Origin of the sequence: Streptomyces aidingensis (assembly GCF_900112355.1) — a bacterium.
Classification (GTDB): Bacteria; Actinomycetota; Actinomycetes; order Streptomycetales; family Streptomycetaceae; genus Streptomyces; species Streptomyces aidingensis.
In genome coordinates, this window is sequence record NZ_FOLM01000013.1 from 113,559 (window position 1) to 139,109 (window position 25,551).

Genomic DNA, 25,551 nt, shown 5'->3' on the forward strand with positions numbered 1-25,551 from the left:
GCCGGCTGCCCTTCAGGCGCCGGGGCGCCCGCTCAGGTCCGCGCCGAAGAGCCGCAGCAGTTCGTCCTCCAGCACCGGGGTGAGCGCCGCCACGAAGCCGTCCGCCAGATGGCCGTAGTCCCGGTAGACCATGGTGTTGCCCACCACGACCGGGCAGTTGCCGGAGGGGGCGCAGACCCAGTCGTAGGGATCGAGCACCGGCACCCGCTCGGCGGCGGCGGCCTGCCGGATCGCCTCGGTCACCTCGGGCCGGGGATCGGCCTCGGAACGGTGCCGGGCGCAGGAGCTCAGCCTGCCGGGGTTCGCCACCGCGCAGTCCACCGCGTTGCTCTTCGGCCAGGGATTGTCCAGCAGGGTGAGTACCCGGATGCCGCCCCGACCCAGGACCCGGTAGGTCTCGGCCTGCCCCTTCCCCCACGCCGTCCCCAGATCGTCCTGGCCCTCCCCGTACAGCTTCGCCGAGTTGGAGTTGGACGTGATGACCAGATCGGGTTCCAGCTCCAGGATCCTTCCGAGGGTCTCCGCACGCCAGGTGTCACAGGTGGCGTACGGCCCGCCGTTGAGCTCGATGGTGATCCGGGAGATCTTGCAGGCGTTCTTGGTGAACGAGTAGAGCCGCCAGCGGTGGGTGCGGGCGATCGCCTCCAGGGCCGGGAACCACTGGGCGGCATGCGAGTCGCCGAACAGGACCACGGTGCGGTCGCCGGCCGGGTCGCCGTACCGGCAGGGATGGGTCTGCATCTCGTCGGCCGTGGTCAGGGCACAGCCGTCGGTGTAGACGGCGGTCCTGCCGTAGGCCGTGTCGTGCAGGCTCGGTTCCAGATTGGCGGGCAGCCGTTCCACCGGCTGCTCCAGCAGTTCCGTCAGCGCGGCAGCGGGGTCGAAGGCGCGTGCGAGGGCGTCCCGGGTGCTCTGCCGCGGGGCGCCGGAGTCCAGGCCCGGCGGGAACTGCGCCGCGGCCACCGCGGCGGCAGCGGCGGCGGCCGACAGGCCCAGACCCAGCGACAGCCCCCGGCCGGCCCGGGCCCGCAGCCCGCGGTGGAACCGCACCGGGTCCTCGACCAGGCGCAGGGTCAGCCAGGCGAGAACGATGCCGCCCAGCGCGGCGGGCAGCCGCAGCAACCCGTCCTCAGCGCCGCCGCCGACGGCGGCCGGAACGATGAGGATGAGCGGCCAGTGCCACAGATACCAGGCGTAGGAGAGGCCGCCGATCCACACCGCGGGGCGCAGCGAGAGGACCGCCCGCGCGCCGTAGCGGGCGCCCGCGGCGCCTCCGGCGAGCACGGCGGCGGAGCCCAGGACCGGGATCAGGGCGTGGTGTCCGGGGAAGCGGGTGCTTTCGTCGAAGGCCACGGCCGCGTAGCCGATGGCGGCCAGGCCGGCCCAGCTCAGCGCCGCCGCGGCCGGGCGCGGCAGGGCGTCCAGGCGGTGGGCCGCCAGGGCCAGCAGGGCGCCCGCGGCCAGCTCCCAGATCCGTCCCGGCGATCCGAAATAGGCCCAGGAGGGGGAGGTTCCGGTGAGGTGGAGATTGAGCGCGAAGGAGGCGGCGGCCAGGACGAGCAGCGGGACCGTCAGCAGCACCCGGCGCCGGAAGAGCCGGAGGGCGGCGATCAGCAGGACGGGCCAGACCAGATAGAACTGCTCCTCGACGGCCAGGGACCAGAAGTGCTGGAACGGCGAGGGCGGCACATCGGCGTTGAAGTAGTCGGTTCCGGCCTCGGCCAGCCGGAAGTTGACCAGGTACCAGGCGGAGGCGACGGCGTCCTCGGCGTAGTCCGCGAAGCGGAGCCGGCCGAGGAACAGCCAGGCGCCGGCCAGGGTGGCGATGACGACGAGGGTGGCGGCCGGCAGCAGGCGCAGCGCCCGGCGGGCGTAGAAGCGGCCCAGCGAGATCCGGCCCTCGCGGCTCCATTCGCGGAGCATCAGCGAGGTGATCAGAAAGCCGGAGATGACGAAGAAGACGTCCACGCCGATGTATCCGCCGGCCAGGTGGGGGACTTGGCAGTGGGAGAGCACCACCAGGGAGACGGCCACCGCGCGCAGGCCCTGGATGTCCGGTCGCAGTGCCGCGCCGCCGGTCGCCGTGGCGGAGTCCGTCCGGGGTTCTCCGGAGGCGCCGTGCCGTGGTCCGGGAGGGGAGGAGGTGCCGCGGGCGGCGGGCGGCGGGGAGGGCGTGCGGGAGCGGACGGACAAGGTGCGGATCTCCTTGTGCGGGGGACGTGGTGCGACGACATCTGCGACGACATCTGCGACGACATCTGCGACGACATCTGCGACGACATCTGCGACGACATTGTCGTCGTCGTCATCTGCCGTCGTCTGTCGTCGTCTGTCGTTGTTGCCGCGGTTGTTCGCACAGCCGTAACGACAGGGCGGGCGGCGGTTCGAACGCCGTTCACCGTATGTCCCCGGCAGGCCGGTTCGGGGGCGCCCCGGGTGACCGCCGTGGCGGTCTCAGTCCTCGTAGTGCTCGATCAGCGGGGGGTGGCCGTTCCAGACGCAGAAGACGGAGAGGGCGCGGTCGTCGCGGGAGAAGGTGACCCGGATCCAGGTCTCCTCGTTCCACACCTGCATCTCCCAGCCCGCCTGCGGGGACGCCGACACCAGTTCGGCGTGGTCCTCCCGCAGGTCCAGCACCACCCGGCCGCCGTCCGTGACCACCGTTTCCACCGTGCCGTAGCCGGCGTCCCCGGAGCCGGACTCCCCGGAACCGGAGTCCTCGGGGGCGGGCCGGTCCCGGCCGTCGTCCCGGGCCGGTTCCCCGGCCGGGTCCGGTGTGCCGCCGGCTTCCGCGCCGGGGTCCCCTTGGCCGGGCGCCGGGGAGAGTGCGGTGGAGCCGTCCGTCCCCGCCGCGGCGTGGCCCTCGTGCCCGCCGCCCATGGCATCCGAGGGGTCCGGGCGGTCCGTGGCGCCCGCGTCGTCCGGGCGGGGGCGCTGTGTGGAGGAGGCGTCGGGAAGCCGGGCGCCCGCCTCCGCCCAGTCCGGCCCGTCGGACACCGACAGGGCCTGCGGCGGGTCGTACACCGTGCCCTTGAGCACCGCGGACACACCGAACCACGACAGCATCACGGCCGCCCAGGTCGCTGCTGCCCACAGTCCGGCGTGCACCAGAGGACGTTGCACCTGCATCACTCTAATGGCGTACGGTGCCGCCCATGGCGCATGTGCTAGTGGTCGAGGACGACCCCATCGTCCGCTCCGCTCTGATCAGGCATCTCACGGACGCCGGGCACACCGTCCGGAGCGTCGGCACGGCCCTCCAGGCCCTGCGCGAGGTGTCCCAACTGGGCTTCGAGCTGGTCATCCTGGATCTCGGCCTGCCGGACCTGGACGGCTTCGAGGCCCTGAAGATGCTGCGCGGCGTCACCGAGGTCCCGGTGATCATCGCCACCGCCCGGGACGACGAGTCCGAGATCGTCCGGCTGCTGCACGCCGGCGCCGACGACTACCTGGTCAAGCCGTTCTCCGTGGAGCACCTCTCGGCCCGGATGGCGGCCGTGCTGCGCCGGGCCGGCGCCCGCTCGGGCCCCGTCCCGCAGGACCGCACGGTGCGGGTCGGCGGCCTGGTGGTCGATCCGCTGCGCCGCCAGGCCCAGCTCGACGGCGCGCCGCTGGACCTGACCCGCCGCGAGTTCGATCTGCTGGCCTTTCTCGCCCAGCGGCCGGGCGTGGTGGTCTCCCGCAAGGAACTGCTGACCGAGGTGTGGCGGCAGTCCTACGGCGACGACCAGACCATCGATGTGCATCTGTCCTGGCTGCGCCGCAAACTGGGCGAGACCGCGGCCCGGCCGCGCTATCTGCACACGCTGCGCGGGGTGGGCGTCAAACTGGAGGCGCCGGAGCCGCTGCCATGAGATGGGCGCTGGTCCGGATCTCTCTGGCGGTCACCAGCATGGTGGTGCTGGCCTTTGCCGTACCGCTCGGCCTGGTGGTCAAGGAGATGGCCCGGGACCGGGCGCTGAGCAACGCCGAACGGCAGGCCGCCGCCATCGCCCCGCTGCTGGCCATCACCACCGACCGGGGGCAGTTGCAGCGCGCCATGGCCTCCACGGAGGCCGGCGCGGCCGGGCGGATCGCGATCCGGGTGCCGGTGGCCGGGGAGAGCGGCCCGCTGGTGGTCGGCGGCCACCGGGCGGCCGAGGCGGAACTGGTGGCCACGGCCGCCCGGGGGCGGGCGGCGTTCCGGCCGGTGCCCGGCGGCGTCTCGCTGCTCCAGCCGATCGCGGTGGACGGCGGGAAGATCGCCGTGGTGGAGGTCTTCGTCCCGGACGGCGAGCTGACCAGGGGCGTGGCCATGGCCTGGCTGGTGCTCACGGTCACCGGCATCGGGCTGATCGTGGGCTCGGTGGCGATCGCCGACCGGCTGGGGCGGCGCACCGTGCGGCCGGCCGAGCAGCTGGCCGGCGCCGCGCGGGAGCTGGGGGAGGGGCGGCTGAATGTGCGGGTGCCGGAGGACGGGCCGGCCGAACTGCGCTCGGCCGCGGTGGCGTTCAACGCCATGGCCCGGCAGGTGACGGAACTGCTGGCCGGCGAGCGGGAGATGGCGGCCGATCTGTCGCACCGGCTGCGCACCCCGCTGACCGTGCTGCGGCTGAACGCGGCCTCGCTGGGCGACGATGTGGCGGCCGAGCAGACCCGGCAGGCGGTGGACCGGCTGGAGCGGGAGGTGGATCTGATCATCGCCACCGCGCGGGAGCACCGGCCGGCGCTGCCGGCCGAGGGGGCCGCCCGGGAGACGGACCTGGCCGAGGTGGTGCGGGAGCGGATGGCGTTCTGGTCGGCACTGGCCGAGGACGAGGCGCGGGAGACCCGGCTGGCCGGGGTGGACCGGCCGGTGCGGGTGCCGGTGCCGCGGGCGGATCTGGCGGCGGCGCTCGACGCCATGCTGGGCAATGTCTTCCGGCACACCCCGATGGGCACCGCCTTCGCGGTGGACGTGCACAGCGGGGACGGCAGCAGCGGGGCGATCGTGCTGGTCTCGGACGCGGGGCCGGGGATCGCCGATCCGGACGCGGCGGTGCGGCGCGGCATCGGCGACGGCGGGCCGGGGTCCACGGGGCTGGGGCTGGACATCGTGCGGCGGGTGGCGGAGGCCACCGGCGGGGATGTGCGGATCGGGCAGTCGGTGCTGGGCGGGGCGGAGGTCCGGGTCTGGCTGGCCCGGGACGGGCGGCGGCGCCGGCCGCCCGCCCGCCGCCGCGCCGCGCCGGCCCACCGCTCCCGCTGAGCGCATGCCGCGGCGCGCCGGCGGCGGCGCGATACCGCGGGGGCCGAAGCGGCACGGACCCGGCGGGGCGGGATACGCCTGCCGGGTCCGTGCGCCGGTCGCCGCGGCCGGGGGCCTCAGCGCGCTGTTCCGCTCACCTCATGCCTGCGGCGGGAGCTGGTTGGCGGCGATCACCCGCGCGTACCACTGGGCGCTGTCCTTGGGGGTGCGCGCCTGGCTGTCGAAGTCCACGTGCGTGATGCCGAACCGCTTGCTGTAGCCGTAGGCCCACTCGAAGTTGTCCAGCAGCGACCACAGGAAGTAGCCGCGCACATCCGCGCCCTGCTCGATCGCCGCGTGCACCGCGGCCAGGTGGCCGTGCAGATAGGCGATGCGGTCCGGGTCGTGGACCGCGCCGTCGGCGTCCGGCTTGTCGTCGAAGGCCGCGCCGTTCTCGGTGACGTACAGCGGCAGGCCGGGCGCCTCGCGGTGGAAGCGCATCAGCAGCTCGGTCATGCCGGTCGGGTCGATGGACCAGCCCATCTCGGTCCTCGGCCCGGGCGCCTGGTGGAACTCGACGTCCTCGGCGCCCACCCACGGCGAGTGGTTGGAGGCGCCGTGGCCGTCGTTGCGGGCGTTCTCGCTGCCCGGCTCGGCGGCCGAGACGATGGTGGGCGAGTAGTAGTTGATGCCCAGGAAGTCCAGCGGCTGCCGGATGGCGGCCTCGTCGCCGTCCTTGAGGAAGGACCAGTCGGAGACCCGGGAGGTGTCGGCGATCAGGTCGGCCGGGTAGCGGCCGTGCAGGACCGGGCCGGTCCAGATGCGGTTCTGCAGGGCGTCGATCCGGCGCTGCGCGTCCACGTCCTCCGGGGCCTGGGTATGGGGCCGGACCGCCGCCGGGTTGAGCGTGATGCCCACCTGGGCGTCGCGCGGCAGCACCTCGCGCAGGGCCCGCACGCCCAGGCCGTGGCCCAGGTTGAGGTGGTGGGCGGCGCGCAGCACCGCCTCGGGCTCGGTGCGGCCGGGCGCGTGCACGCCGGAGCCGTAGCCGAGGAAGGCGCTGCACCACGGCTCGTTGAGGGTGATCCACATGGACACCCGGTCGCCCAGCGCCTCGCCGACCAGGCGGGCGTAGTCGGCGAACCGCTTGGCGGTGTCCCGCTCGGGCCAGCCGCCGGCGTCCTCCAGCTCCTGCGGCAGGTCCCAGTGGTACAGGGTGACGGCGGGCATGATGCCGCGCTCCAGCAGGCCGTCGGCCAGCTTCCGGTAGAAGTCGAGACCGCGCTGCACGGCCGGGCCGCGCCCGGTGGGCTGGACCCGCGACCAGGAGACCGAGAACCGGTACGCCTTCAGGTTGAGGGCGGACATCAGGTCGATGTCCTCGCGCCACCGGTGGTAGTGGTCGCAGGCCACATCGCCGGTGTCGCCGGCCAGGACCTTGCCGGGGGTGTGGCTGAAGGTGTCCCAGATGGAGGGGGTGCGGCCGTCCTCACGCGCGGCACCCTCGATTTGGTACGCCGCCGTGGCCGATCCCCACAGGAAGTCCTCGGGGAAGCCCAGTGGGCTACTCTCTGTCATGGAAGCGCTCCCATTTTGTCACGGTGAAGTCTTGGCTCCCCGAGGTCAGACCTCGGAGGTATGGTGCGGCAGCTCGGCGGACGCACCGGCATGTCGTGACATGCCATGCGGTCATGCGCCCGCCCCGCGGACGGGGACGGCCCGGGGGCGCCGGATGCGCCGGATGTGCCGCGGTCGGGCCGGGGCCCGGCCGCCACAGGCCGGCGGTACGCGGCGTCCCCGGGCCGGCGGTCAGCCCTTGACCGCTCCCTGCATGATTCCTCCCACGATCTGCTTCCCGAACAGCAGGAAGGTGATGAGCAGCGGGAGGGTACCGATCAGCGAGCCGGCCATGATCACACCCTGGTCGGGCACATAGCCGCGGCCCAGGCCATTCAGACCCACCTGCACGGTCGGGTTCTCCTGGGTCAGCACGATGATCGGCCACAGGAACTCGTTCCAGGCCTGCACGAAGGTCAGCATGCCCAGCACGGCCATGGCCGGCCGGGCCACCGGGAAGACCACGTGCCACAGCACCCGGAGGCTGTGCGCGCCGTCCACCCTGGCCGCCTCGATCAGCTCCGTGGGGAGCGCCTGGACCAGGTATTGCCGCATGAAGAACACGCCGAAGGCGCTCACCATGAACGGCAGGATCACGGCCTGGAGCTGGTTGTGCCAGCCCAGCTCGGCCACGGCCATGTACAGCGGGACCACGCCGAGCTGCGGCGGCACCATCATGGTGCCGATCACCATCAGCAGCAGGATGTTCCTGCCCTTGAACTGGAGCTTGGCGAAGGCGAAGCCCGCCATGGTGGCGAACAGCACGGTGGAGACGGTGATGCAGCCCGCCACGAAGACGGTGTTGAACAGGGCCTTGCCCATCTGGCCGGTGTCCCAGGCGGTCTCCAGGTTCTGCCACAGCCGCGGCCCGAAGACGAACGGCGGCGGGGTCTTGGCGAGCCTGGTGTTGCTCTGGGAGGCGGCGATGGCCGTCCATACCAGGGGGAAGAACGAGATGAAGGTGAAGACGGCCAGGATGGCGTAGGTCAGCCAGCCGGCATGCAGATGCCCGCCGGCGCCGCCCGCCTTCGGGCGCCGCCTGCGGCTGCGGCCGGGCGGGGTGCTCGCGTCCGAGCCCTTGGCCGCCGCGGAGGCGGAACCGGTCCGGTCCAGCGCGGAGGTCGTCATGGTCAGGCCCCCTTGCCGATGCCGCTGGACTTGTTGACCCACTTGGTCAGACCCCAGTTGATCAGACCGATCAGGATCAGGATCAGGAACATCGCCCAGGCGATGGCCGAGGCCCGGCCCAGATTGAAGTTGAACCAGCCGATTTGGTACATGTACAGGCCGATTGTCTGGAACTGGTGACTGGGACCGCCGTCCGCTCCGCTGCCGAACAGCAGCGGCTCACCGAAGAGCTGCATGGCCCCGATGGTGGAGACCACGATGGTGAACAGGATGGTCGGGCGCAGTGACGGGATCGTCACATAGAGGAACTGCTTCCAGCGCGAGGCGCCGTCGATCGCCGCCGATTCGTACAGATCGGACGGCACCGCCTGCATGGCCGCCAGATAGATCAGGGTGTTGTAGCCGGTCCATCGCCAGATGACGATGGTCGACACGGCGAATTTGGAGACCCAGTCGCCGGACTGCCAGTCGATGTTGTCGATGCCGACCAGGCCCAGGGCCCAGTTGATCATGCCGTAGTCACGCCCGTACAGCAGGGCGAAGACCAGGGTGGCCGCCGCCACCGAGGTGGCGTACGGGGTCAGCAGCGCGACCCGCCAGAAGTTGCTGGCGCGCAGTTTGTAGTTCAGCAGATGGGCCAGGCCGAGGGCCATCAGCAGCTGCGGAACTGTGGAGATCATGCCGATCAGGAAGGTGTTCTTCAGGGAGTTCCAGAAGAACTCGTCCTCCAGCAGCCGGGTGAAGTTGTGCAGGCCCGCCCACTCCATGTCGGTCGGGTTGTGCAGCTGTACCCGGTGCAGGGCCGCCCAGCCGGTGAAGAGCAGGGGGAAGAGGCCGAAGGCCGCGAAGAAGAGGAAGAACGGCGAGATGAAGCCGTAGGGGCTGAACTTGGTGTCGAGCCGGTAGCGCAGCGACCGCCGCCGGACCGCCTTGGGGTCGAGGGCCTTGCGCGCCGCACGGCCTCGGCCGGGCGGACGCTCCTGGCGCGGGGCCGCGCCCCCCGAGGGGGGCGCGGCAAGGTGGTGTTCCGTCGTCATGCCGGGTACCTGGTCACTCTTCCAGCTGGTTGTTGATGTCCTTGACGGCGTCGGCCCAGGCGGTCTCGGGGTCGGCCCCCTCGCGCTCGGCGACCAGGATGCCATTGGACAGACCCTGCTCGATGATCTGGTCACGGGGACCGGTGATCAGGGTCGGGATGCCCTCGGCGGCGGCCTTGAACAGCTCACCGATCGGGGCGTCGGAGAAGTACTCGTGGGTGGCGGCGGCCACGGCCGGGTCCTCCTGCGCGACGGCGGAGCTGGGGTAGCTGCCGCGCTCGGTGAAGAGCTTGGCCTGCTGCTCCGGAGCGGTCAGCCAGTTGGCCAGCTTGACCGCCTCCTCCTTGTTCTTGGAGGCCTCGGTCACGGCCAGGAAGGAACCGCCCCAGTTGGCGGCCTGCGGGGCAGCGGCGAAGTCCCACTGGCCCTTGCCCTCGTCACCGGACTTGTCCTGGATGTAGCCGAGCATCCAGGCCGGGCAGGACAGGGTGGCGAAGTCGCCGTTGGCCATGCCCTGGTTCCACTCCTCCGAGAAGAGGTCGTGCTTGGCGGTCAGGTCCGCCTCGACGGCCTCCATCGTGGTGTCCCAGGCGGTGGCGACGCCCTCGCTGTCCTCGTAGACCACTTCGCCGTCGGCGTTGTAGAACCGCTCGGAGAAGCTGTTCACGATGGCCTGGAACATGCCGGCGCCGGCGTCCACCCACTTGGCGTCCGAGCTGGTGGCGGCCTGCCACTCCTTGCCCGTCTCCACATAGGCGGACCAGTCGCCCGCCCACAGGGCGCCGACCTCTTCACGATCGGTGGGCAGCCCCGCCTCCTCGAAGAGGTCCTTGCGGTAGCAGATGCCCATCGGGCCGATGTCGGTGCCGAGGCCGACGACCTTGCCGGAGTCGTTGTTGGTGGCCTGGGCCACCTTCCACTCCACGAAGTGGCTGAGGTCCACGTCCTCGTAGTCGCGGTAGTCCACGAAGTACTGGGCGAGGTCGTTCGACGCCTCGTAGATGTTGGCGACCTCAACGGCCTGGATGTCCATCAGGCCGCTGCCCGTGGGCAGCTTGGTGAGCAGGGCGGGCCAGTAGTCCTCGGACCGCTGGGTCGAGGTCTGCTCGATCTTGATGTGGGGGTTGAGCTCCATGTACTCGTCGTACAGGCCCGCCTCCTCCAGACCGAACTGGCCGAAGACGCCGACGGTGAGGGTGATCTGCTCACCGCTGTCGCCGCCGTTGCCGCCGCTGTCGCCGGCCTCCTCGCCGCCGTCATCGCTGGAGCAGGCGGCGAGCAGGCCCGCGCTCAGTATCGCCGCGATACCCGTGGCGATCGCTCTGCTGCTCCTGCCGCGCTGGCCTCGCGGCATACGGGGGGTGTTGCGCATGGTGGTCGTCCTCCTGGCGCATCGACGTGCCGCTCCCGGTCGATTGTGCGGCTGTGGGGGGAGTGAACCGGGCGTGGTACGTACGGGTTGTGTAGGGTTTCAGCAGGATGGGAGCGCTCCCAAACTTGATGAAGTGAAGAGTTCCCCAGCGGCGAGCAAGTGTCAAGGCATCGGGCTGTACGTCGCCTCTTTCGTGATGTAGTTGGAGTCTGGGGCGACACACAGGAGGAAAATCGATGGGAATGGGAAGGCGTGGTGCCGGACGCAACGGTAGACCGACGCTGGAACAGGTGGCGGCCCGCGCCGGCGTCGGCAGGGGGACCGTGTCCCGCGTCATCAACGGCTCGCCGCGGGTGAGCGACCGGACGCGTACCGTGGTGCAGCAGGCCATCGCGGATCTGGGCTATGTACCGCACCGGGCGGCGCGGGCGCTGGCGGCCAACCGGGCCGACGCGGTCGCGCTGGTGGTGCCGGAGACGGAGGGGCGGCTGTTCAACGACCCCTACTTCTCCGTCATCATCCGGGGCATCAGCGCGGTGCTGGCCGATGCCGACATGCAGCTGCTGCTGACGCTGATCCGCAGCCCGAAGGAGCGGCAGCGGTTCGCCGAGTATGCGGCCGGCAACCGCGTGGACGGCGTGCTGCTGGTGTCCCTGCACGGCGAGGACCCGCTGCCGGAGCAGCTCACCGAGTTCGGCATCCCGGGGGTGATGAACGGCCGCCGGTCCGCCGCCGAGACCTTTCCGTATGTCGACGTGGACAACGTCGGCGGGGCCCAGCTCGCCGTGGAGCACCTGATCGGCCGTGGCCGCTCGACGGTGGCCACCATCACCGGCTCGCTGGACATGTACGGTGCCCGGTCCCGGCTGGACGGGTACCGGGAGGGTCTGCGGGCGGCCGGCCGGCCGGACGACGAGGATCTGGTCCACTACGGCGACTATTCGGAGGAGAGCGGATACAACGGCATGCGGGAGCTGCTGCGCAGGCGGCCCGATCTGGACGCGGTCTTCTGCGCCTCCGACCTGATGGCCGCCGGGGCCCGGCAGGCGCTGCGCGAAGCGGGGCGCTCGGTTCCGGACGATGTGGCACTGGTCGGATTCGACGACTCGGCGATAGCACGGCATATGGACCCTCCGCTGACCAGTGTGCGGCAGCCCATCGAGGAAATGGGCCGGGCCATGGCGCGGGCACTGCTGGTGGAGATCAATGACGCGGGCGACGGGCCGGCGCGGCAGGTCCTGCCCACCGAGCTGATGCGCCGGGCCTCCTCCTGAGGGGTCCCGGCGGTGCGGCGGTGACCGTCCGTTTCCGGCCCGGCCGGAAACGGCCGGTTACCGCCCACCGGCGCGCCCGGCACCCGCGCCTGGCCGGGCCCTGGGTCTAGGGTCTCGGGGCATGGGTGGTGACCGACAGTCTGCGGTGCTCGACGGACCGGCCGAGCCACTGTGCGCGCCCGGCGACCTGGATCACACCAGTCCGCTTCCGGGGCGTCCCGCCGTGCCGCAGCGGATACTCAGCGTGGCCGCTTCCCGGCGGCTGGGCCGGGTCGCGGTGGCCACCTCCGCGCCCTGGTTCACCGCCCTCGGCGAGCTGCTGGTGCTGGAGCCGCTGCCGGGCCCGGCGGCGGGGGCCGCCGCCGGGCGCCCCCGGCTGCGCGCCCGCCCTCCGCTGCGCCTGCCGCTGGTCCGCGGGCCCTATGGCGCGGTCGTGCGCGACCTGGTGCTCGACCCGGACGGCTCCATGGTCACCGCCTCGCTGGGCGGCGCCGAGGAACAGCATGTCGCCGGCATGATCCACTGGGCCCTGGAACCGGCCGCGGACGGCGGCCCGCCGCTCGCCGTCGAGCTGTGGCGGCACTCCGCCAGCCGCACCCGCCCGGCCACCGACGGCGACGCCGGCTATCTGCGGCTGGCGGTCTCCCGGGACGGCCGCACCGTGGCCGGCTGCGACCAGAACAGCCGCAATGTGACCGTGCTCGACTCGCGCACCGGCCGGGAACTGTTCAACGGCGAGGAGGGGCGGTCACCGGAGGCGAGGATCGGCGGCACCGGAGCCATCGCGCTGGACGCCGACGGCTCCCGGGTGGCCTTCCGCCTCTACCGGGGGCACACCCCGGCACCGGACGGCGGGATCGCGGTGCTGCCGCTGCGCGGCACCGGCGCGCCCGCCCCGGCCGTCCATCCCACCGGCCTGGACTGGTGCTGCGGCCTGGCCTTCTCCCCGGAGGGCGACCGGCTGGCCGTGGTCGGCATCCGCGGCGGGCAGCTGCTGGCCGGGGTACTGGACCTGGCCGCGGCGCCGCCCGGCCGGGCCGGTCCGGCCCGGGGCTGGACCGTGCTGGGCCGGCTGCCCTGGGAGGCCCGGCAGCAGTGCGCCCGGCCCCAGTGGGGCACCCACGGCCCGCGGGTCGCGGTCCGCTCCGGGCACACCGTCACGGTCTGGGACCTGCTGCTCGAACGCCCGCTGCATTCCGTCACGGGCATGGGCTGGGAGACCACGTGGAATCTCACCCCCGACGGCACCGAGTTCCTCACCGCCACCCCGGAGGGGGTGCACAGCCATTCCCTCGGACCGGCCGCCCCGGGCTGACCCGGCGCCGCCCGTGCCCGCCCGACTCACCCGCCCCGCAAGCCCCCCACGACCCCCTGGACGGTGGATGACCGACGCACAGCGCCTGACGGACCTGCTCCGCGCCCGGCCCGGCGGTGCGGCCTGGCAGGAGATCTGCACGCTGCTCGAAGCGTGCGACGAGCGGACCCTGGCCGCGGTGACGCCGCTGGTGCTGCGCTGGCCCGCGGCCCAGCGGGAGATGCCGGACCACTGGTGGGCCCAGTGGGTCCGCGGCGATCCGCGCCCCTGCCACCTGCTGGCCGGCACCCGGAACCTGGGGCGCCTGGACCGGGTGGAGACCGGCACCGTCGCCACCCCGGTCGAGGAGGACTGGGACGAGGAGCCCCCGGCCCCCGCGGCGGACCGGGCGGCCGGCCGTGCGGCGGACAGTGCGGCGGACTGTGCGCCGGACTGTGCGCCGGAGGGGTCGCCGGAGGGCTCACCCGGCATCGCCCCGGCGGTGGCCGCGGCCCGGCAGACCTCCGAGGTCTCCGCGGCGACAGCGCTTTCCCCGGCCCCGGGCGCACCGCTCGTCCCCGCCGCCGGGGTGTTACCGGACGCACTGGCCATGACGGACCCGCTCCCCGCCCCGCCGGCCGCCGCCTCCTTCTACCAGGGCGCCTCGGCGGTGGCCGCGCCCCCCGGACTGCGCTGGCTGGCGCTCGGCGCCCGCGCCGCCTGGCAGGACCGCGGCGGCGACATCGTCCGCTGGGAGACCACCCGCGACGCTCCGCTGGTCTGGTACCTGGACGGCGGCGAGTGCCATGACGAGGCATACGACCTCCAGGTCAGCCCCGACGGCCGGACCGTGGCCACCTCCGTGCACGGGGTGTGGCGGGCCTGGTCCGCCGCCACCGGCCGGCCCCTGTGGCGGCTCGGCCCCGACCGGACCGGCACCGGCGGGACCGGCCCGGAGGAGGGCAGCACCAGCCTGGACGACCTGGTCCGCATCGCCTTCTCCGGCGACGGCCGGCGGGTCGCCTTCGGCACCGGCAGCTCCGACGTGGTCAGCGTGCTGGACAGCCGCACCGGCCGGATTCTGCTCGCCCTGGACCGCGAGGCCGAGGCGTTCGGCCCGGTCGCCCTGGACCGGACCGGCGCCCGCCTGGCCCACGCCTGCCCGGCCGGCCGGGTCGCGATCCGCGAGGTGGCCACCGGAAGGCTGCTGGCCACCGCGGACACCGGCCTCACCGCGCTCACCGCCCTGGCCATGGCCCCGGACGGCACCGCCGTCTTCGCGGTCGGCGGCACCGTCGGCGGCGTCCCCGAGGCGGCCGGCCTGCTCACCCGGGCCCGCCCGGGGGCCCGGCTGCTCACCCTGGCCGCCGTCCCGCACCGCACCGGCCCGGACGGCACCGCCCTGCTCCCGGCGGGCCCGGTGATCCGCCCGGCCCCCGCGCCGGAGAGCATCGACGCCGCCTCCCCGGCCTCCGCCATGACCGCCCGCGCCGCCTGGACCCCGGCCGGCCCGCATGCCTTTCTCGCCGCCGACTTCGGATCGGTGCTGTTCGACGCCGAGGGCCGGGTGCTGTGGGCCGACCCGGCCGGCGCGGCCGGCTCCTTCACCCCGGACGGCCGGGCCCTGGTGGTCGTCCAGGAGGAGGTGACCGCGTGGTTCCTGGACGGGCTGCGCCGCCCCGACGGCGCCCCGCCCGCCGCCGGACCGCCCGCCCCGGGCACGGTACTGCTCGGAGGGCTGCCCTGCGGCCTCGGCAGAAACGACTCTGCCCAGCCCTCCGGCGCCGGCCGGACCGCGCTGAACGGCCTGAACGGCCTGAACGGCCCGAACGCCGCCGCCGGCCGCCGGCCGCCGGAGCCGCCGGCCGGGCAGCCGGGCCCGCCGCCCTGCTCCTACTGGCCCGTCTGGCCCGCCGCCGTCACCGACGAGGCACGGCGGCTGGTCTTCTCCGCCAAGGTGGACCGGTTCTGCGGGGAACGCCGGGACGTGCTCTGCCACTGGCCGGACGGGGAACCCGGCCGCACCGAACCCCGGATCACCCTGCTGCCGGGCGGCCCGGAGGCCGCCGCCGACTGCGCCCTCGCCTTCAGCCCGCGCGGCGACGCCGTGGCCCGGGCCCTCTCCGGCGCCGCCTGCCAGCTCCTGCTGCACGACCCCGACACCGGGGAATGCCGCTGGAGCTGGGCGCTGCCGCCCGGCCCGGCCGCCGGCGGCCCCGCCGACCTGCATCTGGCCTTCAGCGGGAACGGACGCCGCCTCGTCCTCGCCTCCGCCACCGGCCGGGTGGTGCTGCTCGACGTCCGCCGCGGCACCCCGCTGCACACCCTCGCCGAACCCGCGGGCCCCCACCACACCGCCCTGGACACCACCGGCGGCCTGCTCGCCTACGGCACCGCCGAGCAGCGCGTGCTGGTCCGCGCCACCGGCACCGGACAGGTGCTGCTCGACACCGCGCCCGCCCGGCTGCGCCGCATCACCGGCCTGGCCTTCGCCCCGGACGCCCGCACCCTGGCCGTGGCCGGGGCCACCCGCTCCCAGGACGCCGCCCTCTGGCTGCTGCCGCTGCCCCCGGGCCGGCGGCCCGGCGGCGGCGCACCCGCCGCCGGGCCCGCCGCCGAACCGCGCATCGCCGTCCATGACTTCCCCATGAGCGACCCCTCCGACGGCGCCCTGGTGTGGTCCGCGGCCGGGCCGCGGGTCCACTTCGCCGGGGACCGGGCCGCCGGAGTCGTCTGGGACGCGGCCACCGGCCGGGTGCTGGCCGACATCCCGTTCGGCGCCCAGCAGGGCGGCGTGGCGCTCTCCCCGGACGGCGCCACCCTGGTCACCGTCACCCAGTACGGAGCCCGCCGCTGGCCCCTGCCATAGCCCCCGGGAACCGGCCCGGCATGCCGCTCCGCAACAATTCGGCGACACTCGCCCGCTCGCGCCGCACGGAATGGCCGGCCGGCTGCTGATCCCGGACCGGCCGGCCGAACGGCATAACCGGCCGAAACGGGCAACCGGGCAATTCGCGGCCGTCGCCGGAGACCACCGGGGAGTCCCTCCGGAGCATCCGCACTTACAAGACTTGAACGGTCAACACTCACTGCCGCGCACCGCCGCCCGTGCGGAGCCGCCCGCGGACCGTCCAGCACGAGCTGCCGGACGCCTGCGCCGGCACCTGCGCCATGACCGCGCAGTCGGCCGGGGACCCCGGACGGGGCGGCCGGTCCGGCGCGCGGCTCCCGCAGCCGGTACCGGCGCTGCTCACCGCCCTGGTCGGCGTCGCCGACCGGATCGCCGGCGACCCCGGGCGCTTCCCGTATTTTCCCGAAGACACACCGCGCACCGCGACGGAACACATCGGCACCGCCCGGTGCGACCCGGCAATCGGACCCGTCGCCAGTACCGGCCCGGCCGCCCCCGCGGGCCACGGTCGCCATCGCCGCTCACTCCAGGGGCTCGCCGGGGATGGTGAGATAGGCGTTCCGCAGTTGTTGCAGTGCCGGATGGCCGGACGGCAGTGCGGTGTCGTCGATCATGGAGATCGGCCGTACGCCGATGGAGGTGTTGGCGGCGAACGCGGCCTCCATGCCGTCCAGCGACAGCGTGACGGGTGCGGTGGTGTGGTCGGCCTGCTCCTGGAGCAGCGCCATGGTGACGCCGGGCAACACCTCGGCCTTGGGCCAGACCACGCGCCGACCGTCCCAGAACCCGATGTTCCAGGTGGCGCCCTCGGAGACGGCGCCGCTGGTGTCGGTGAACAGCACGTCGTCGGCGCCGGCCCGCATGGCGGCCCGCCGGTGGTAGAGGGAGGCGAACAAGCCCGTGTGCTTGACCTGGGGCAGCTCGCGCTGGAAGACGTGGGAGGCGACGCGCAGCGGCGGCTGGTCGAGGCTGCCGGCCGGGCGGACGGTGACCAGAGCGGCGGGGTGGGCGTCAGCGCCAGTGGTGCCCAGGGTGATGGCGGGGTCGAACACGGTCACTCGCAGCACGAAGGCACCTTCGCGGCGGTGAGCGGCGCGGCACATCTGCTCGTGGACACGGTTGATGTCGAGTTCGGCGTCGAAGACGGTGCGGCAGTCGCGGGCCAGCCGGGTGAGGTGAAGCGAAAGTCCGCGTACCCGGCCGCCGTCCACACGGATGGATGTGAAGTGCCCGAGGTTGGTCAGCGCCAGCGCTGCCATGTCGTCGGAGGTGAAAGAGGGGCCGTCGAGGGATGGCATGGCCCGATTCTGGCAGCCGATACGCGCCGGGCGCACGGCAAGTTCGGTGCGGGTTCGGCGCTGAGGCGGCAAGAGGGCCTTGGGCGAGGCCCCCTCCGGCGGCCACCCTGGAAGCCCCGACCACGGACCGGTCCAGGAGACTTCCATGGCCACATCCAACGACTTCTCACCACCACATGCGGTGGCCACCTCGGGCCGGCTGCGAGTGGGCACCACGGCTTTCGACCGGCGCCTGCGCCGCCACGGCCAAGTGATGGACGTGGATTTCCCGCCCGGTGACGAGCGGCAGCAGCACCGGGTATGGCTGCGGCCGATCGGCGGCGGACGGGAGTGGAACCCGCTGGTCGAAGACATCCGCTCCACGGAAGTGGCGCAGCCCTTGCCCGCCCGGGACCCGGAGCCGGTCCGGTGAGCACATCGGCATTGCCGAGGGAGCCCCCGCCCGGCCGGGACATGGACAGCACACCGTTGGCGCCGCAGCCGCTGACCTACCCCGATCCGGTCCGCGCCCTGCGCCGCTGTCTCCGCTGCGGATGTCTCACCCAGGACTCCATTCGCGTGGAGCCGTCGCATGACGGAGAGACGTCAACCGCCGAACGCAGCTTCGCATGCCCGCAGTGCGCCAAGGAACTCCTCCGCCGCTGCTACCGCTGCCACCGGGGGACCCGAAACGGCACTCCGGTCCGGGACATCGACGCCGACTTCCCCGACGGCTACCGGCTGGTCGCCTGCCCGGACTGCATCACAGCGGCCGAGCGGGACCACGCCGCGCGCCACACCCCGGCCGGCGGAGAGGGGCTGCTGTGACCGCCGCCCACGTCTCCCTGGCCACCCTGGCCGGCCGTGCCCGCTGCGCGCGGGTGCTGGATCATGCCCGCACCTGCATCGCCTGCCGCGACCTGCCGGACGTGCTGTGCCCGGCCGCCGTACGCCTCCTGGCCGCCCATCGCCGCCAGAGCGCAGACCCGAGGAACCGATGAACCGATGAACCATCGCAGAGCGGACATCGCCGCAGCCTTCTTCACCGTCCCCCGCCACCACTTCATCCCCGACCGGGCGTGGGCGGCCCCCTCCGCCGGCGGCACCGGCCACTGGATCGACCGCCGTGCCGCGCCCGACACCTGGTGGACCGCGGTCTGCTCCGACACCGTCATCGTCACCCAGCTCAACCAGGGCCGTACTCCCCTCACCCCCGAGACGGCGGCCGACCGCCGCAACATGCCGACCTGTTCGGCCTCCGCCCCGCATCTGGTCGCCGCCGGCCTTCGCCATCTGGATCCCCGGCCCGGCGAACGGGTCCTGGACATCGGCACCGGGACGGGCTGGACCGCCGCTCTCCTCACCCACCTGACGGGCGACCCCGGACTCGTCACGACCATCGACATCGACCCCGGACTGGTCACTGTCGCGGTGGCCAATCTGGAGCGCGCCGGGATCGCACCGCAGCCGGCCGTTCTCGTCGGCGACGCCGCCACCACCCTCCCCGACGAGGAGTTCGACCGCATCCACGTCACCGTCGGTGTCACCACCCTCCCCCACACCTGGATCAAGCACACCCGGCCCGGCGGCACCATCGTCCTGCCCTATCACCCGCCCATCGGCCGGCTGCTGCGCCTGACCGTCGCCGAGGACGGCATCGCGGTGGGCCACTTCCAGTCCCAGACCTGCGCCTTCATGCCGCTGCGCGCCCCGGCCACCGGCACCACCGACCCGGCCCCGGCCCCGGCGGCGTGGGCGGACGACGAGCCGCGCGTACGGCCCCCGGCCATCGACCCCGCCCTGGCGGCCCACCGGCCCTCCGCCCTGGACCTGCTCATCGCCGCCCGCACCGGCGACATCCCCTGGATGGGACCGGACGGGACCATCACCCTCTTCAGCCGGCCCTCCCGCGCCGAGATCCGCGACGGCCTCGTCCACCAGTACGGACCGCGAAACCTGTGGGACGAGGTCGAGCACACCCTGCGCTGGTGGGCGGAGAACGGCAGCCCCGGGCTCAGCGAGATGGGCCTGACCGTCACCCCCGACCGCCAGTACCTCTGGCTCGGCGACCCCGGCACCCCCCTCGACACCGTACTCACACCGATCGAAGCGAGGTAGCCGCCATGGGACAGTGCGGAAACTGCGCCAACAGCGACGCCGGCAAGGGCTGGATCTGGGAATGGCGCGACGGCGCGCGCGTCAAGGTGCCCTGCCCGGTGTGCAACGGGACCGGCACCTGCTGACACCCACCGCCGCCGCTGGTCTTCACTGCTCACCCGTGGCGGTCGATACGGGCGTGCTCCGGGATCCGGGGTGCCGGGGCAAGGGGAAACCCCCGGTCCTGGGGGAAGGAAGGACCGGGGGTTTCCGTGGAGGACTGACCGTCAGGTCAGGTCTTCAGCTCAGCTCAGGGGCGGGTAGGCGTTCGCCATCAGCTCCTGGAACTGGGCCGAGAACCAGTGACCCGAGATCGGGGCGTCCGGCAGGGCACCGGACATGCTGTCGCCGTTGCGGGCGTTGCCCTCGTAGGTCGGGTCGCACATCTCGTCGAAGCCCTTGCCCTCGTTGTTCGGGATCTCCTCGCTGGCGCCGTCCGACTCCCCCGGAGGCTTGGCCCACACGTAGGCGTCGATACCGGACGCCGGCGCGGCCGTCGGCCGCTCACCCAGGCCCGCACCGGCCTGGTTGCACCAGTTGCCGGGGTGGATGCGGCGGTCGATCCGGCTCTCTTCCACGAAGGTGTTGAGGTCGGTCGAGGAGCTGGGACCGGTCGGACGCTCCGGGCCGCCCCAGCCGTTGCGGGAGGTGTCGATCAGCATGCCGATGCCGCTGTTGAAGCCCGTGCTGACCAGTTCCTGACGGAACGCCTGGGCGAAGCTCAGCTCGTCGATGTACTGGTTCCAGTCCACCCAGTCGGACTGGCGGATCTGCTGGCCGTTCACCGTACCGCTGATGTCGATGTACGGCTCCTCCAGCGCGCTGTAGTTGGCGGTGTTGGTGATGAAGCCGTGGACATCGTCCACCGTGGCGCCCTCGGCGGTCGCAGCCTCGAGCATGATGTCGGCGGTCGGGCCGAAGTTGCTGTCCCAGCCGATCCAGCCGTGGTGCGCGGCGTCGACGTAGTTGTAGACGTTCGGGATGTCGCCCAGCTTGTTCAGGGCGTAGCCGATGCCCTTCACGTAGTTGCCGTTGGCCTTCATCGTGTCGCACATCTCGGTGCCGGCTTCACCCTGGTCGGTGGTGTTGGTGACCAGGTTGGGCAGCGAGTCGATCTCGACGATGGTGACGATCCGGAGGTCGGCGTAGGCCGGGTCGTCCATGATGTCGGCGATCACGTCGATGTACTCGGTCTTGTACCGGTCGATCTCCTCCGGCCCCAGCTCGCCGTTGGAGGCGAGCGCCGCGCAGTCACGGCCGGGCAGGTTGTAGATGACGACCTGGAAGACGAAGCCCTCCTGGCCGTTCGCCTGCTCGACGGCGGCGTCCAGGTGGTCCTTGAGGCCCATCGAGCGGTCGGCGGACTGACCGTCGCCGTGCACGGCGGCGGTCCGGTCGAGCCAGACGAAGGTCGGCTCGTCGGCGATGCGCGAGCCGCCCGGCTCGGAGGCGGCGTTGGCGGACCACTCCGGGTTGATGTAGATGCCCGGGGCGTTCACGTACGGGTTGTCCACCCGGTCGCCGTTGTTGTTGCCGCCGGTGGTGCCACCGTTGGTGGTGGTGCCGCCATTGGTCGTGGTGCCACCGTTGGTCGTCGTGCCGCCGTTGGTGGTGGTGCCGCCATTCGTGGTGGTGCCACCGTTGGTGGTGGTACCGCCGTTGGTGGTGGTGCCACCGGTGGTCTGGGCGGTGCCGTCGCAGGTGACGCCGTTGACCGAGAAGGAGCTCGGGGCGGCGTTGCTGCCGGAGTAGCTGAAGTTGGCGCCGATGCTCACCGAGCCGCCGGCCGGAATCGCGGCGTTCCAGGACTCGTTCTGGACGGTGATGTTCTGGCCGGACTGCGACCACCGGCCGCTCCAGCCGTGCTGGAGCTGCTGGTTGCCGCTGTAGCTGTAGTTGAGCGTCCAGTCGCTGGTGGCCGTGTCGCCCACGTTCTGGATGGAGATGTTGGCCGTGAAGCCGGAACCCCAGTCGTTGGCGGAATAGTTCACGTCACAGCCGAACGTGGCTGCGGATGCGCTGCCCTGGAGCAGGCCGATGCCCGCCGCCCCGACGAGCATCGCACCCGCGGCGAGTACGGCCGCCGGCCGGAACCGCCGCAGGGGTGGGGGGTTGGTGCGGCTCATTGCAGTCCTCTCGATGTCAGCGTTGCGCCGTCCCTGGCGCCTGACGTTCATGGAACCGCTCCCACTGGTTGAAGGGACCGTAACGCCAATGAGTGGGTCATGCCAAGAGGTCGTTCGAGAAGTGATAGCTGACCTGCCCGTATGTCGGAGTCTTCGTCAGAACTATTGACGCGCGCATGCAGAGCCTCGATATTGGGAGCGCTCCCACTGGTTTTCAGGCACACGCCACGCCCAACTGTCACCCCCTGAGCCGCAACGCAAGGAGAGACGCGCATGCGTGTCCGCAGAAAGCTCCCCCCAGGGGCATCGCCTCCCCCCACACGCCGCCGATGGCGCCGCGTGGCCATCGCGGCCTCGGCGGCCCTGGCGATTCCGTTTGCCCTGCACGGCGGGCTCAACAGCTCCGCCCAGGCCGCCGAGTTCGGCTGTGAGGTCGACTACTCGGCCAACGACTGGGGTTCCGGCTTCACCGCCAACATCACCCTGAACAACACCGGTGACTCGGCCATCAGCGGCTGGACCCTCACCTACAGCTACACCGGCAACCAGCAGCTCCAGCAGGGCTGGAGCGGCCAGTGGTCGCAGTCCGGCCAGACGGTCACGGTGCAGAACGCGCCCTGGAACGGGAACATCGCGCCCGGCGCCTCCACCGGCTTCGGCGCCAACTTCAGCTACTCGGGCACCAACCAGGCCCCGACCTCCTTCGCGGTCAACGGCACCACCTGTGGTGAGGAGCCGGTGGTCGACCCCCAGATCATCGCCAGCCCGACCACGGTGGCGCTGAACCCGGGAGAGACCGGCACCTTCGGGCTGAGCCTGTCCAACGAGCCGGAGAGCAATGTGACCGTCTCGGTCGCCCGCACCTCCGGTGACACCGGGATCACCGTCTCCGGCGGTTCCTCGCTCACCTTCACCCCGGCGAACTGGGACACCCCGCAGAACGTCACCCTGTCGGCCTCCGCCTCGGCCAGCAGCTCCGCCGTCATCACCGCCTCCGCGCCCGGCCACGAGTCGGCCACCGTCGCCGTCACCGTGCGCACCGGCGCGGAGAGCGAGTACGAGCAGCGCTTCCTGGAGCTCTACGACAAGGTGATGGACCCGGCCAGCGGGTACTTCTCCCCCGAGGGAATCCCCTACCACGCGGTGGAGACCCTGATCGTCGAGGCCCCGGACCACGGTCATGAGACCACCTCCGAGGCATACAGCTACCTGATCTGGCTGCAGGCCGTCTACGGCCGCATCACCGGGGACTGGGCGCCGTTCAACGACGCCTGGGACACGATGGAGCAGTACATGATCCCGGGCGCGGACGACCAGCCGACGAACAGCTTCTACGACCCGTCGAGCCCGGCCACCTACGCCCCGGAGCACCCGCAGCCCAGCGGCTACCCCTCGCCGCTGGACGGCAATGTGGACGTCGGCCAGGACCCGCTGGCCAATGAGCTGTCCTCCACCTACGGCACGGACGACATCTACGGCATGCACTGGCTGCAGGACGTGGACAACGTCTACGGCTTCGGCAACGAGCCGGGCAACATGTGTGCCGGCGGCCCGGACAGCGACGGCCCGTCCTTCATCAACACCTTCCAGCGCGGTGAGCAGGAGTCGGTCTGGGAGACCGTGCCGCACCCGTCGTGCGACGACTACGACTACGGCGGGCCGAACGGCTTCCTCGACCTGTTCATCGACGACGAGGGCTACGCCGAGCAGTGGCGCTACACCAACGCCCCGGACGCCGACGCCCGCGCGGTGCAGGCGGCCTACTGGGCCAAGGAGTGGGCCGCCGAGCAGGGCAACTCCGCCGCCGTCGCCGCCACCGTGGACAAGGCCGCCCGGATGGGTGACTACCTCCGCTACGCGATGTTCGACAAGTACTTCAAGGAGATCGGCTGCTCCAGCCCGAGCTGCCCGGCGGGCACCGGCAAGAGCAGCGCGCACTACCTGCTCTCCTGGTACTACGCCTGGGGCGGCGCCACCGACAGCAGCGCCGGCTGGGCCTGGCGGATCGGCAGCAGCCACACCCACTTCGGCTACCAGAACCCGATGGCCGCCTGGGTGCTGTCCACCGACTCCGACCTGATTCCCGACTCGCCCAGCGCGGACACCGACTGGAGCACCAGCCTGGACCGCCAGGTGGAGTTCTACCGCTGGCTGCAGTCGGCCGAGGGCGGCATCGCGGGCGGTGCCACCAACAGCTGGGGCGGCGACTACAGCGCCGCGCCGGCCGGTACCCCGACCTTCTACGGCATGTACTACGACGAGGCCCCGGTCTACCACGACCCGGAGTCCAACACCTGGTTCGGTTTCCAGGCGTGGTCCATGCAGCGGCTGGCGGAGTACTACTACGCCACCGGCGACGCCATGGCCGGCGAGGTCGTGGAGAAGTGGGTCGACTGGGCCCTGAGCGAGACCACCATCGGCACCGGCGGTGACTTCTCCATCCCGTCCACCCTGGCCTGGACCGGCGCTCCGGACACCTGGAACGCAAGCAACCCCGGCGCCAACAACAACCTGCACGTGACCGTGGAGTCCACCAGCCAGGACGTCGGCGTGGCCGGCTCCTTCGCCAACACCCTCGCCTACTACGCCGCCGCCAGCGGCGACACCGAGGCGCAGGCCGCGGCCAAGGGCCTGCTGGACGCCATGTGGTTCCACATGGACGACATCGGCATCGCCACGCCGGAGGTCCGTGAGGACTACGAGCGCTTCGACGACGAGGTCTACATCCCGGCCGTCTTCAGCGGCACCATGCCCAACGGTGACGTGATCGAGCCGGGCGCCACCTTCGAGTCGCTGCGCACCTTCTACCACGACGACCCGCAGTGGTCGAAGGTGGAGGACTACCTGAACGGCGGACCGGCGCCCGAGTTCGAGTACCACCGGTTCTGGGCGCAGTCCGACATCCTGGTCGCGATGGGCGTCTACGCCGAGCTCTTCGGCGAGTGACCGGGGCCGCCGTCCACCGGTGGTTCACGACTCCCGCTTCCGATCGGCAACCCGGCACCACAACTGAAAAGCGCAACTGAACATCGCAACCGAATACACAAGAGAACAACAACGGAAACACACAACAGAATCACACAAGCGAAAATGGTGAGTTGAGGCAGGGGCCCCGGAGTGGACGACTCCAGGGCCCCTGTCCGTCTGCCCCGCCACGCCACGGACCTCTGTTTCTGTTCCGCGTTCCGGGCCCCTAGGGTGTTTCCGGAATTCGGCCCGCAGCACTCGCGCCGTACCGTCCCCCCACCGAAGGACGACGCTCTGCCGTGGATTACTGCATAACGTGCCGGCGCCATCTGAACGGCGCCCTGATGTGTCCCGGATGCGGGGCCGTCGTTGCCGACCCGCCGCCGTCGCGCCGGCGGGAGCCGGCCGAGGACGACCGCCCCACCCTCCCGCTCGGCGCCCCGGCGGCGGACGCCGGCACCGGCACCGGCGCCGGCGGCCGGGCCGCCCGCAGAACGGCCGCCGCCGCGCACCGGCGCCGCGGGCGCCGCGGCGGGGCCAGAGCCGTGGCCGGCGCGGTGCTGGGCGTGGTGCTGCTCGGGGTCGCCGTGGTGGAGCTGGGCGAGGTGCCGCTGCCGGGTATCGGGCGCTCCCCGGACCGGGAGCCCGCACGGGCCGAGCGGCAGCTCGGCGGCGATGCGCAGTCCCCGGGCGGCGCCGGGGAGGCCGCCGCCGGTCCGGGGGAGGAGCGGGCGGGGGCGGCGGCCGGCGGCCGGGAGACGCCCGGGGCCGCCGGACGGCCGGCGGACGGTGACCCGGAGCGGGACGGGGAGGGCGCGGAGCCGACCGCGGAGGAGGACGGCGCCGGGGACGGCGCCGGGGACGGCAAGCGGCCGGAGGACGGGCCCGGGGAGAGCGAGGACCCGGCCGGGGAGCCGCCGCAGGACGGCGACACCGACGGCGCCGCCCCGGCCCCGGACCCCACCACCGGCACCGGGCCCGCCCCGTCCCCGTCCCCCTCGCCGGAGCCGGAGCCGTCCACCGGCGCCCCGTCGCCGTCCGGGCCGTCCGGGACCGAGTCCGGCGACCCGCCGGAATCCTCCGACCCGCCCCGCACCTGCTTCCTCTTCTGGTGCGCCTGAGCCGCGGCCGGCGGCCCGCGGAGCTCCGGCCGGACTTGTCGGCGGGTGGCCTTATGGTGGGCCG

The 25,551-nt window shown here is 72.6% G+C and carries 19 protein-coding genes; 11 read left to right on the forward strand and 8 right to left on the reverse strand.

The annotated features are described in order from the left end of the window. Positions 1-12 precede the first annotated feature (12 nt). On the reverse strand, positions 13-2,193 hold the full coding sequence (locus BM242_RS21695; protein ID WP_245834377.1) for an acyltransferase family protein: 2,181 nt from the start codon (positions 2,191-2,193) through the stop codon (positions 13-15). Positions 2,194-2,454: 261 nt separating this feature from the next. Next, entirely contained in the window at positions 2,455-3,123 is a 669-nt protein-coding gene (locus BM242_RS21700) for a hypothetical protein (protein ID WP_425443908.1), read from the reverse strand. A 32-nt stretch (positions 3,124-3,155) separates the two neighbouring features. Here BM242_RS21700 and BM242_RS21705 point away from each other — a divergent pair, with 32 nt between their 5' ends. Both BM242_RS21705 and BM242_RS21710 read left to right on the forward strand, forming a co-directional pair. Further along, positions 3,156-3,854, forward strand: coding sequence for a response regulator transcription factor (locus BM242_RS21705; RefSeq protein WP_093840565.1), 699 nt, complete (start codon positions 3,156-3,158; stop codon positions 3,852-3,854). Beyond that, complete coding sequence (locus BM242_RS21710; RefSeq protein WP_093840566.1) at positions 3,851-5,227, forward strand: sensor histidine kinase; 1,377 nt, start codon at positions 3,851-3,853, stop codon at positions 5,225-5,227. Before BM242_RS21705 ends, BM242_RS21710 begins: the two co-directional genes overlap by 4 nt. A 138-nt stretch (positions 5,228-5,365) precedes the next feature. Here the strand turns inward: BM242_RS21710 and BM242_RS21715 are convergent, their stop codons facing one another. From BM242_RS21715 to BM242_RS21730, 4 genes are all read right to left on the reverse strand, one after another. Continuing rightward, complete coding sequence (locus tag BM242_RS21715; protein WP_093840567.1) at positions 5,366-6,784, reverse strand: GH1 family beta-glucosidase; 1,419 nt, start codon at positions 6,782-6,784, stop codon at positions 5,366-5,368. Between the two features lie 231 nt (positions 6,785-7,015). Then, entirely contained in the window at positions 7,016-7,951 is a 936-nt protein-coding gene (locus tag BM242_RS21720) for a carbohydrate ABC transporter permease (RefSeq protein WP_093840568.1), read from the reverse strand. Positions 7,952-7,953: 2 nt separating this feature from the next. Continuing rightward, on the reverse strand, positions 7,954-8,988 hold the full coding sequence (locus BM242_RS21725; protein ID WP_093840569.1) for a carbohydrate ABC transporter permease: 1,035 nt from the start codon (positions 8,986-8,988) through the stop codon (positions 7,954-7,956). 13 nt (positions 8,989-9,001) lie between these two features. Then, a complete protein-coding gene (locus BM242_RS21730) occupies positions 9,002-10,360 on the reverse strand; it encodes an ABC transporter substrate-binding protein (protein WP_245834378.1) in 1,359 nt (452 codons plus the stop codon). Between the two features lie 236 nt (positions 10,361-10,596). Here BM242_RS21730 and BM242_RS21735 point away from each other — a divergent pair, with 236 nt between their 5' ends. The 3 genes from BM242_RS21735 (at position 10,597) to BM242_RS21745 (ending at position 15,797) form a co-directional block, all read left to right on the forward strand. Beyond that, a complete protein-coding gene (locus BM242_RS21735) occupies positions 10,597-11,634 on the forward strand; it encodes a LacI family DNA-binding transcriptional regulator (RefSeq protein WP_175541519.1) in 1,038 nt (345 codons plus the stop codon). A gap of 121 nt (positions 11,635-11,755) precedes the next feature. After that, a complete protein-coding gene (locus BM242_RS21740) occupies positions 11,756-12,949 on the forward strand; it encodes a WD40 repeat domain-containing protein (RefSeq protein ID WP_139238398.1) in 1,194 nt (397 codons plus the stop codon). 67 nt (positions 12,950-13,016) lie between these two features. After that, positions 13,017-15,797 (forward strand): WD40 repeat domain-containing protein, encoded by a 2,781-nt coding sequence (locus tag BM242_RS21745; protein WP_093840572.1) that lies wholly within the window; start codon positions 13,017-13,019, stop codon positions 15,795-15,797. A gap of 563 nt (positions 15,798-16,360) precedes the next feature. Here the strand turns inward: BM242_RS21745 and BM242_RS21750 are convergent. Beyond that, positions 16,361-17,137: an aminotransferase class IV family protein gene (locus BM242_RS21750; RefSeq protein WP_093840573.1), complete on the reverse strand. Its 777-nt coding sequence runs from the start codon at positions 17,135-17,137 to the stop codon at positions 16,361-16,363. 145 nt (positions 17,138-17,282) lie between these two features. On the opposite strand from BM242_RS21750, the gene BM242_RS21755 reads away from it, so the two are divergent. Genes BM242_RS21755 through BM242_RS21765 form a run of 4 tightly spaced genes read left to right on the forward strand, consistent with a single transcriptional unit; the run spans position 17,283 to position 19,234 of the window. Next, positions 17,283-17,549, forward strand: coding sequence for a hypothetical protein (locus BM242_RS21755; RefSeq protein WP_093840574.1), 267 nt, complete (start codon positions 17,283-17,285; stop codon positions 17,547-17,549). A 41-nt stretch (positions 17,550-17,590) separates the two neighbouring features. Next, on the forward strand, positions 17,591-17,944 hold the full coding sequence (locus BM242_RS21760; RefSeq protein ID WP_093840575.1) for a hypothetical protein: 354 nt from the start codon (positions 17,591-17,593) through the stop codon (positions 17,942-17,944). Beyond that, positions 17,941-18,117: a hypothetical protein gene (locus tag BM242_RS29605; RefSeq protein ID WP_175541520.1), complete on the forward strand. Its 177-nt coding sequence runs from the start codon at positions 17,941-17,943 to the stop codon at positions 18,115-18,117. The genes BM242_RS21760 and BM242_RS29605 overlap by 4 nt, the downstream gene beginning before the upstream one ends. Before the next feature lie 4 nt (positions 18,118-18,121). Then, on the forward strand, positions 18,122-19,234 hold the full coding sequence (locus BM242_RS21765; RefSeq protein WP_107365160.1) for a methyltransferase domain-containing protein: 1,113 nt from the start codon (positions 18,122-18,124) through the stop codon (positions 19,232-19,234). Positions 19,235-19,518: 284 nt separating this feature from the next. Here BM242_RS21765 and BM242_RS21770 read toward each other — a convergent pair whose 3' ends face one another. After that, a complete protein-coding gene (locus tag BM242_RS21770) occupies positions 19,519-21,333 on the reverse strand; it encodes a glycoside hydrolase family 6 protein (RefSeq protein WP_425443910.1) in 1,815 nt (604 codons plus the stop codon). 339 nt (positions 21,334-21,672) lie between these two features. Here BM242_RS21770 and BM242_RS21775 point away from each other — a divergent pair, with 339 nt between their 5' ends. Then, positions 21,673-24,345: a glycoside hydrolase family 48 protein gene (locus tag BM242_RS21775; RefSeq protein WP_093840578.1), complete on the forward strand. Its 2,673-nt coding sequence runs from the start codon at positions 21,673-21,675 to the stop codon at positions 24,343-24,345. Positions 24,346-24,665: 320 nt separating this feature from the next. Continuing rightward, positions 24,666-25,487, forward strand: a complete 822-nt coding sequence (locus tag BM242_RS21780; protein WP_139238399.1) for a hypothetical protein — start codon at positions 24,666-24,668, stop codon at positions 25,485-25,487. The last annotated feature ends 64 nt before the right edge of the window (positions 25,488-25,551 follow it).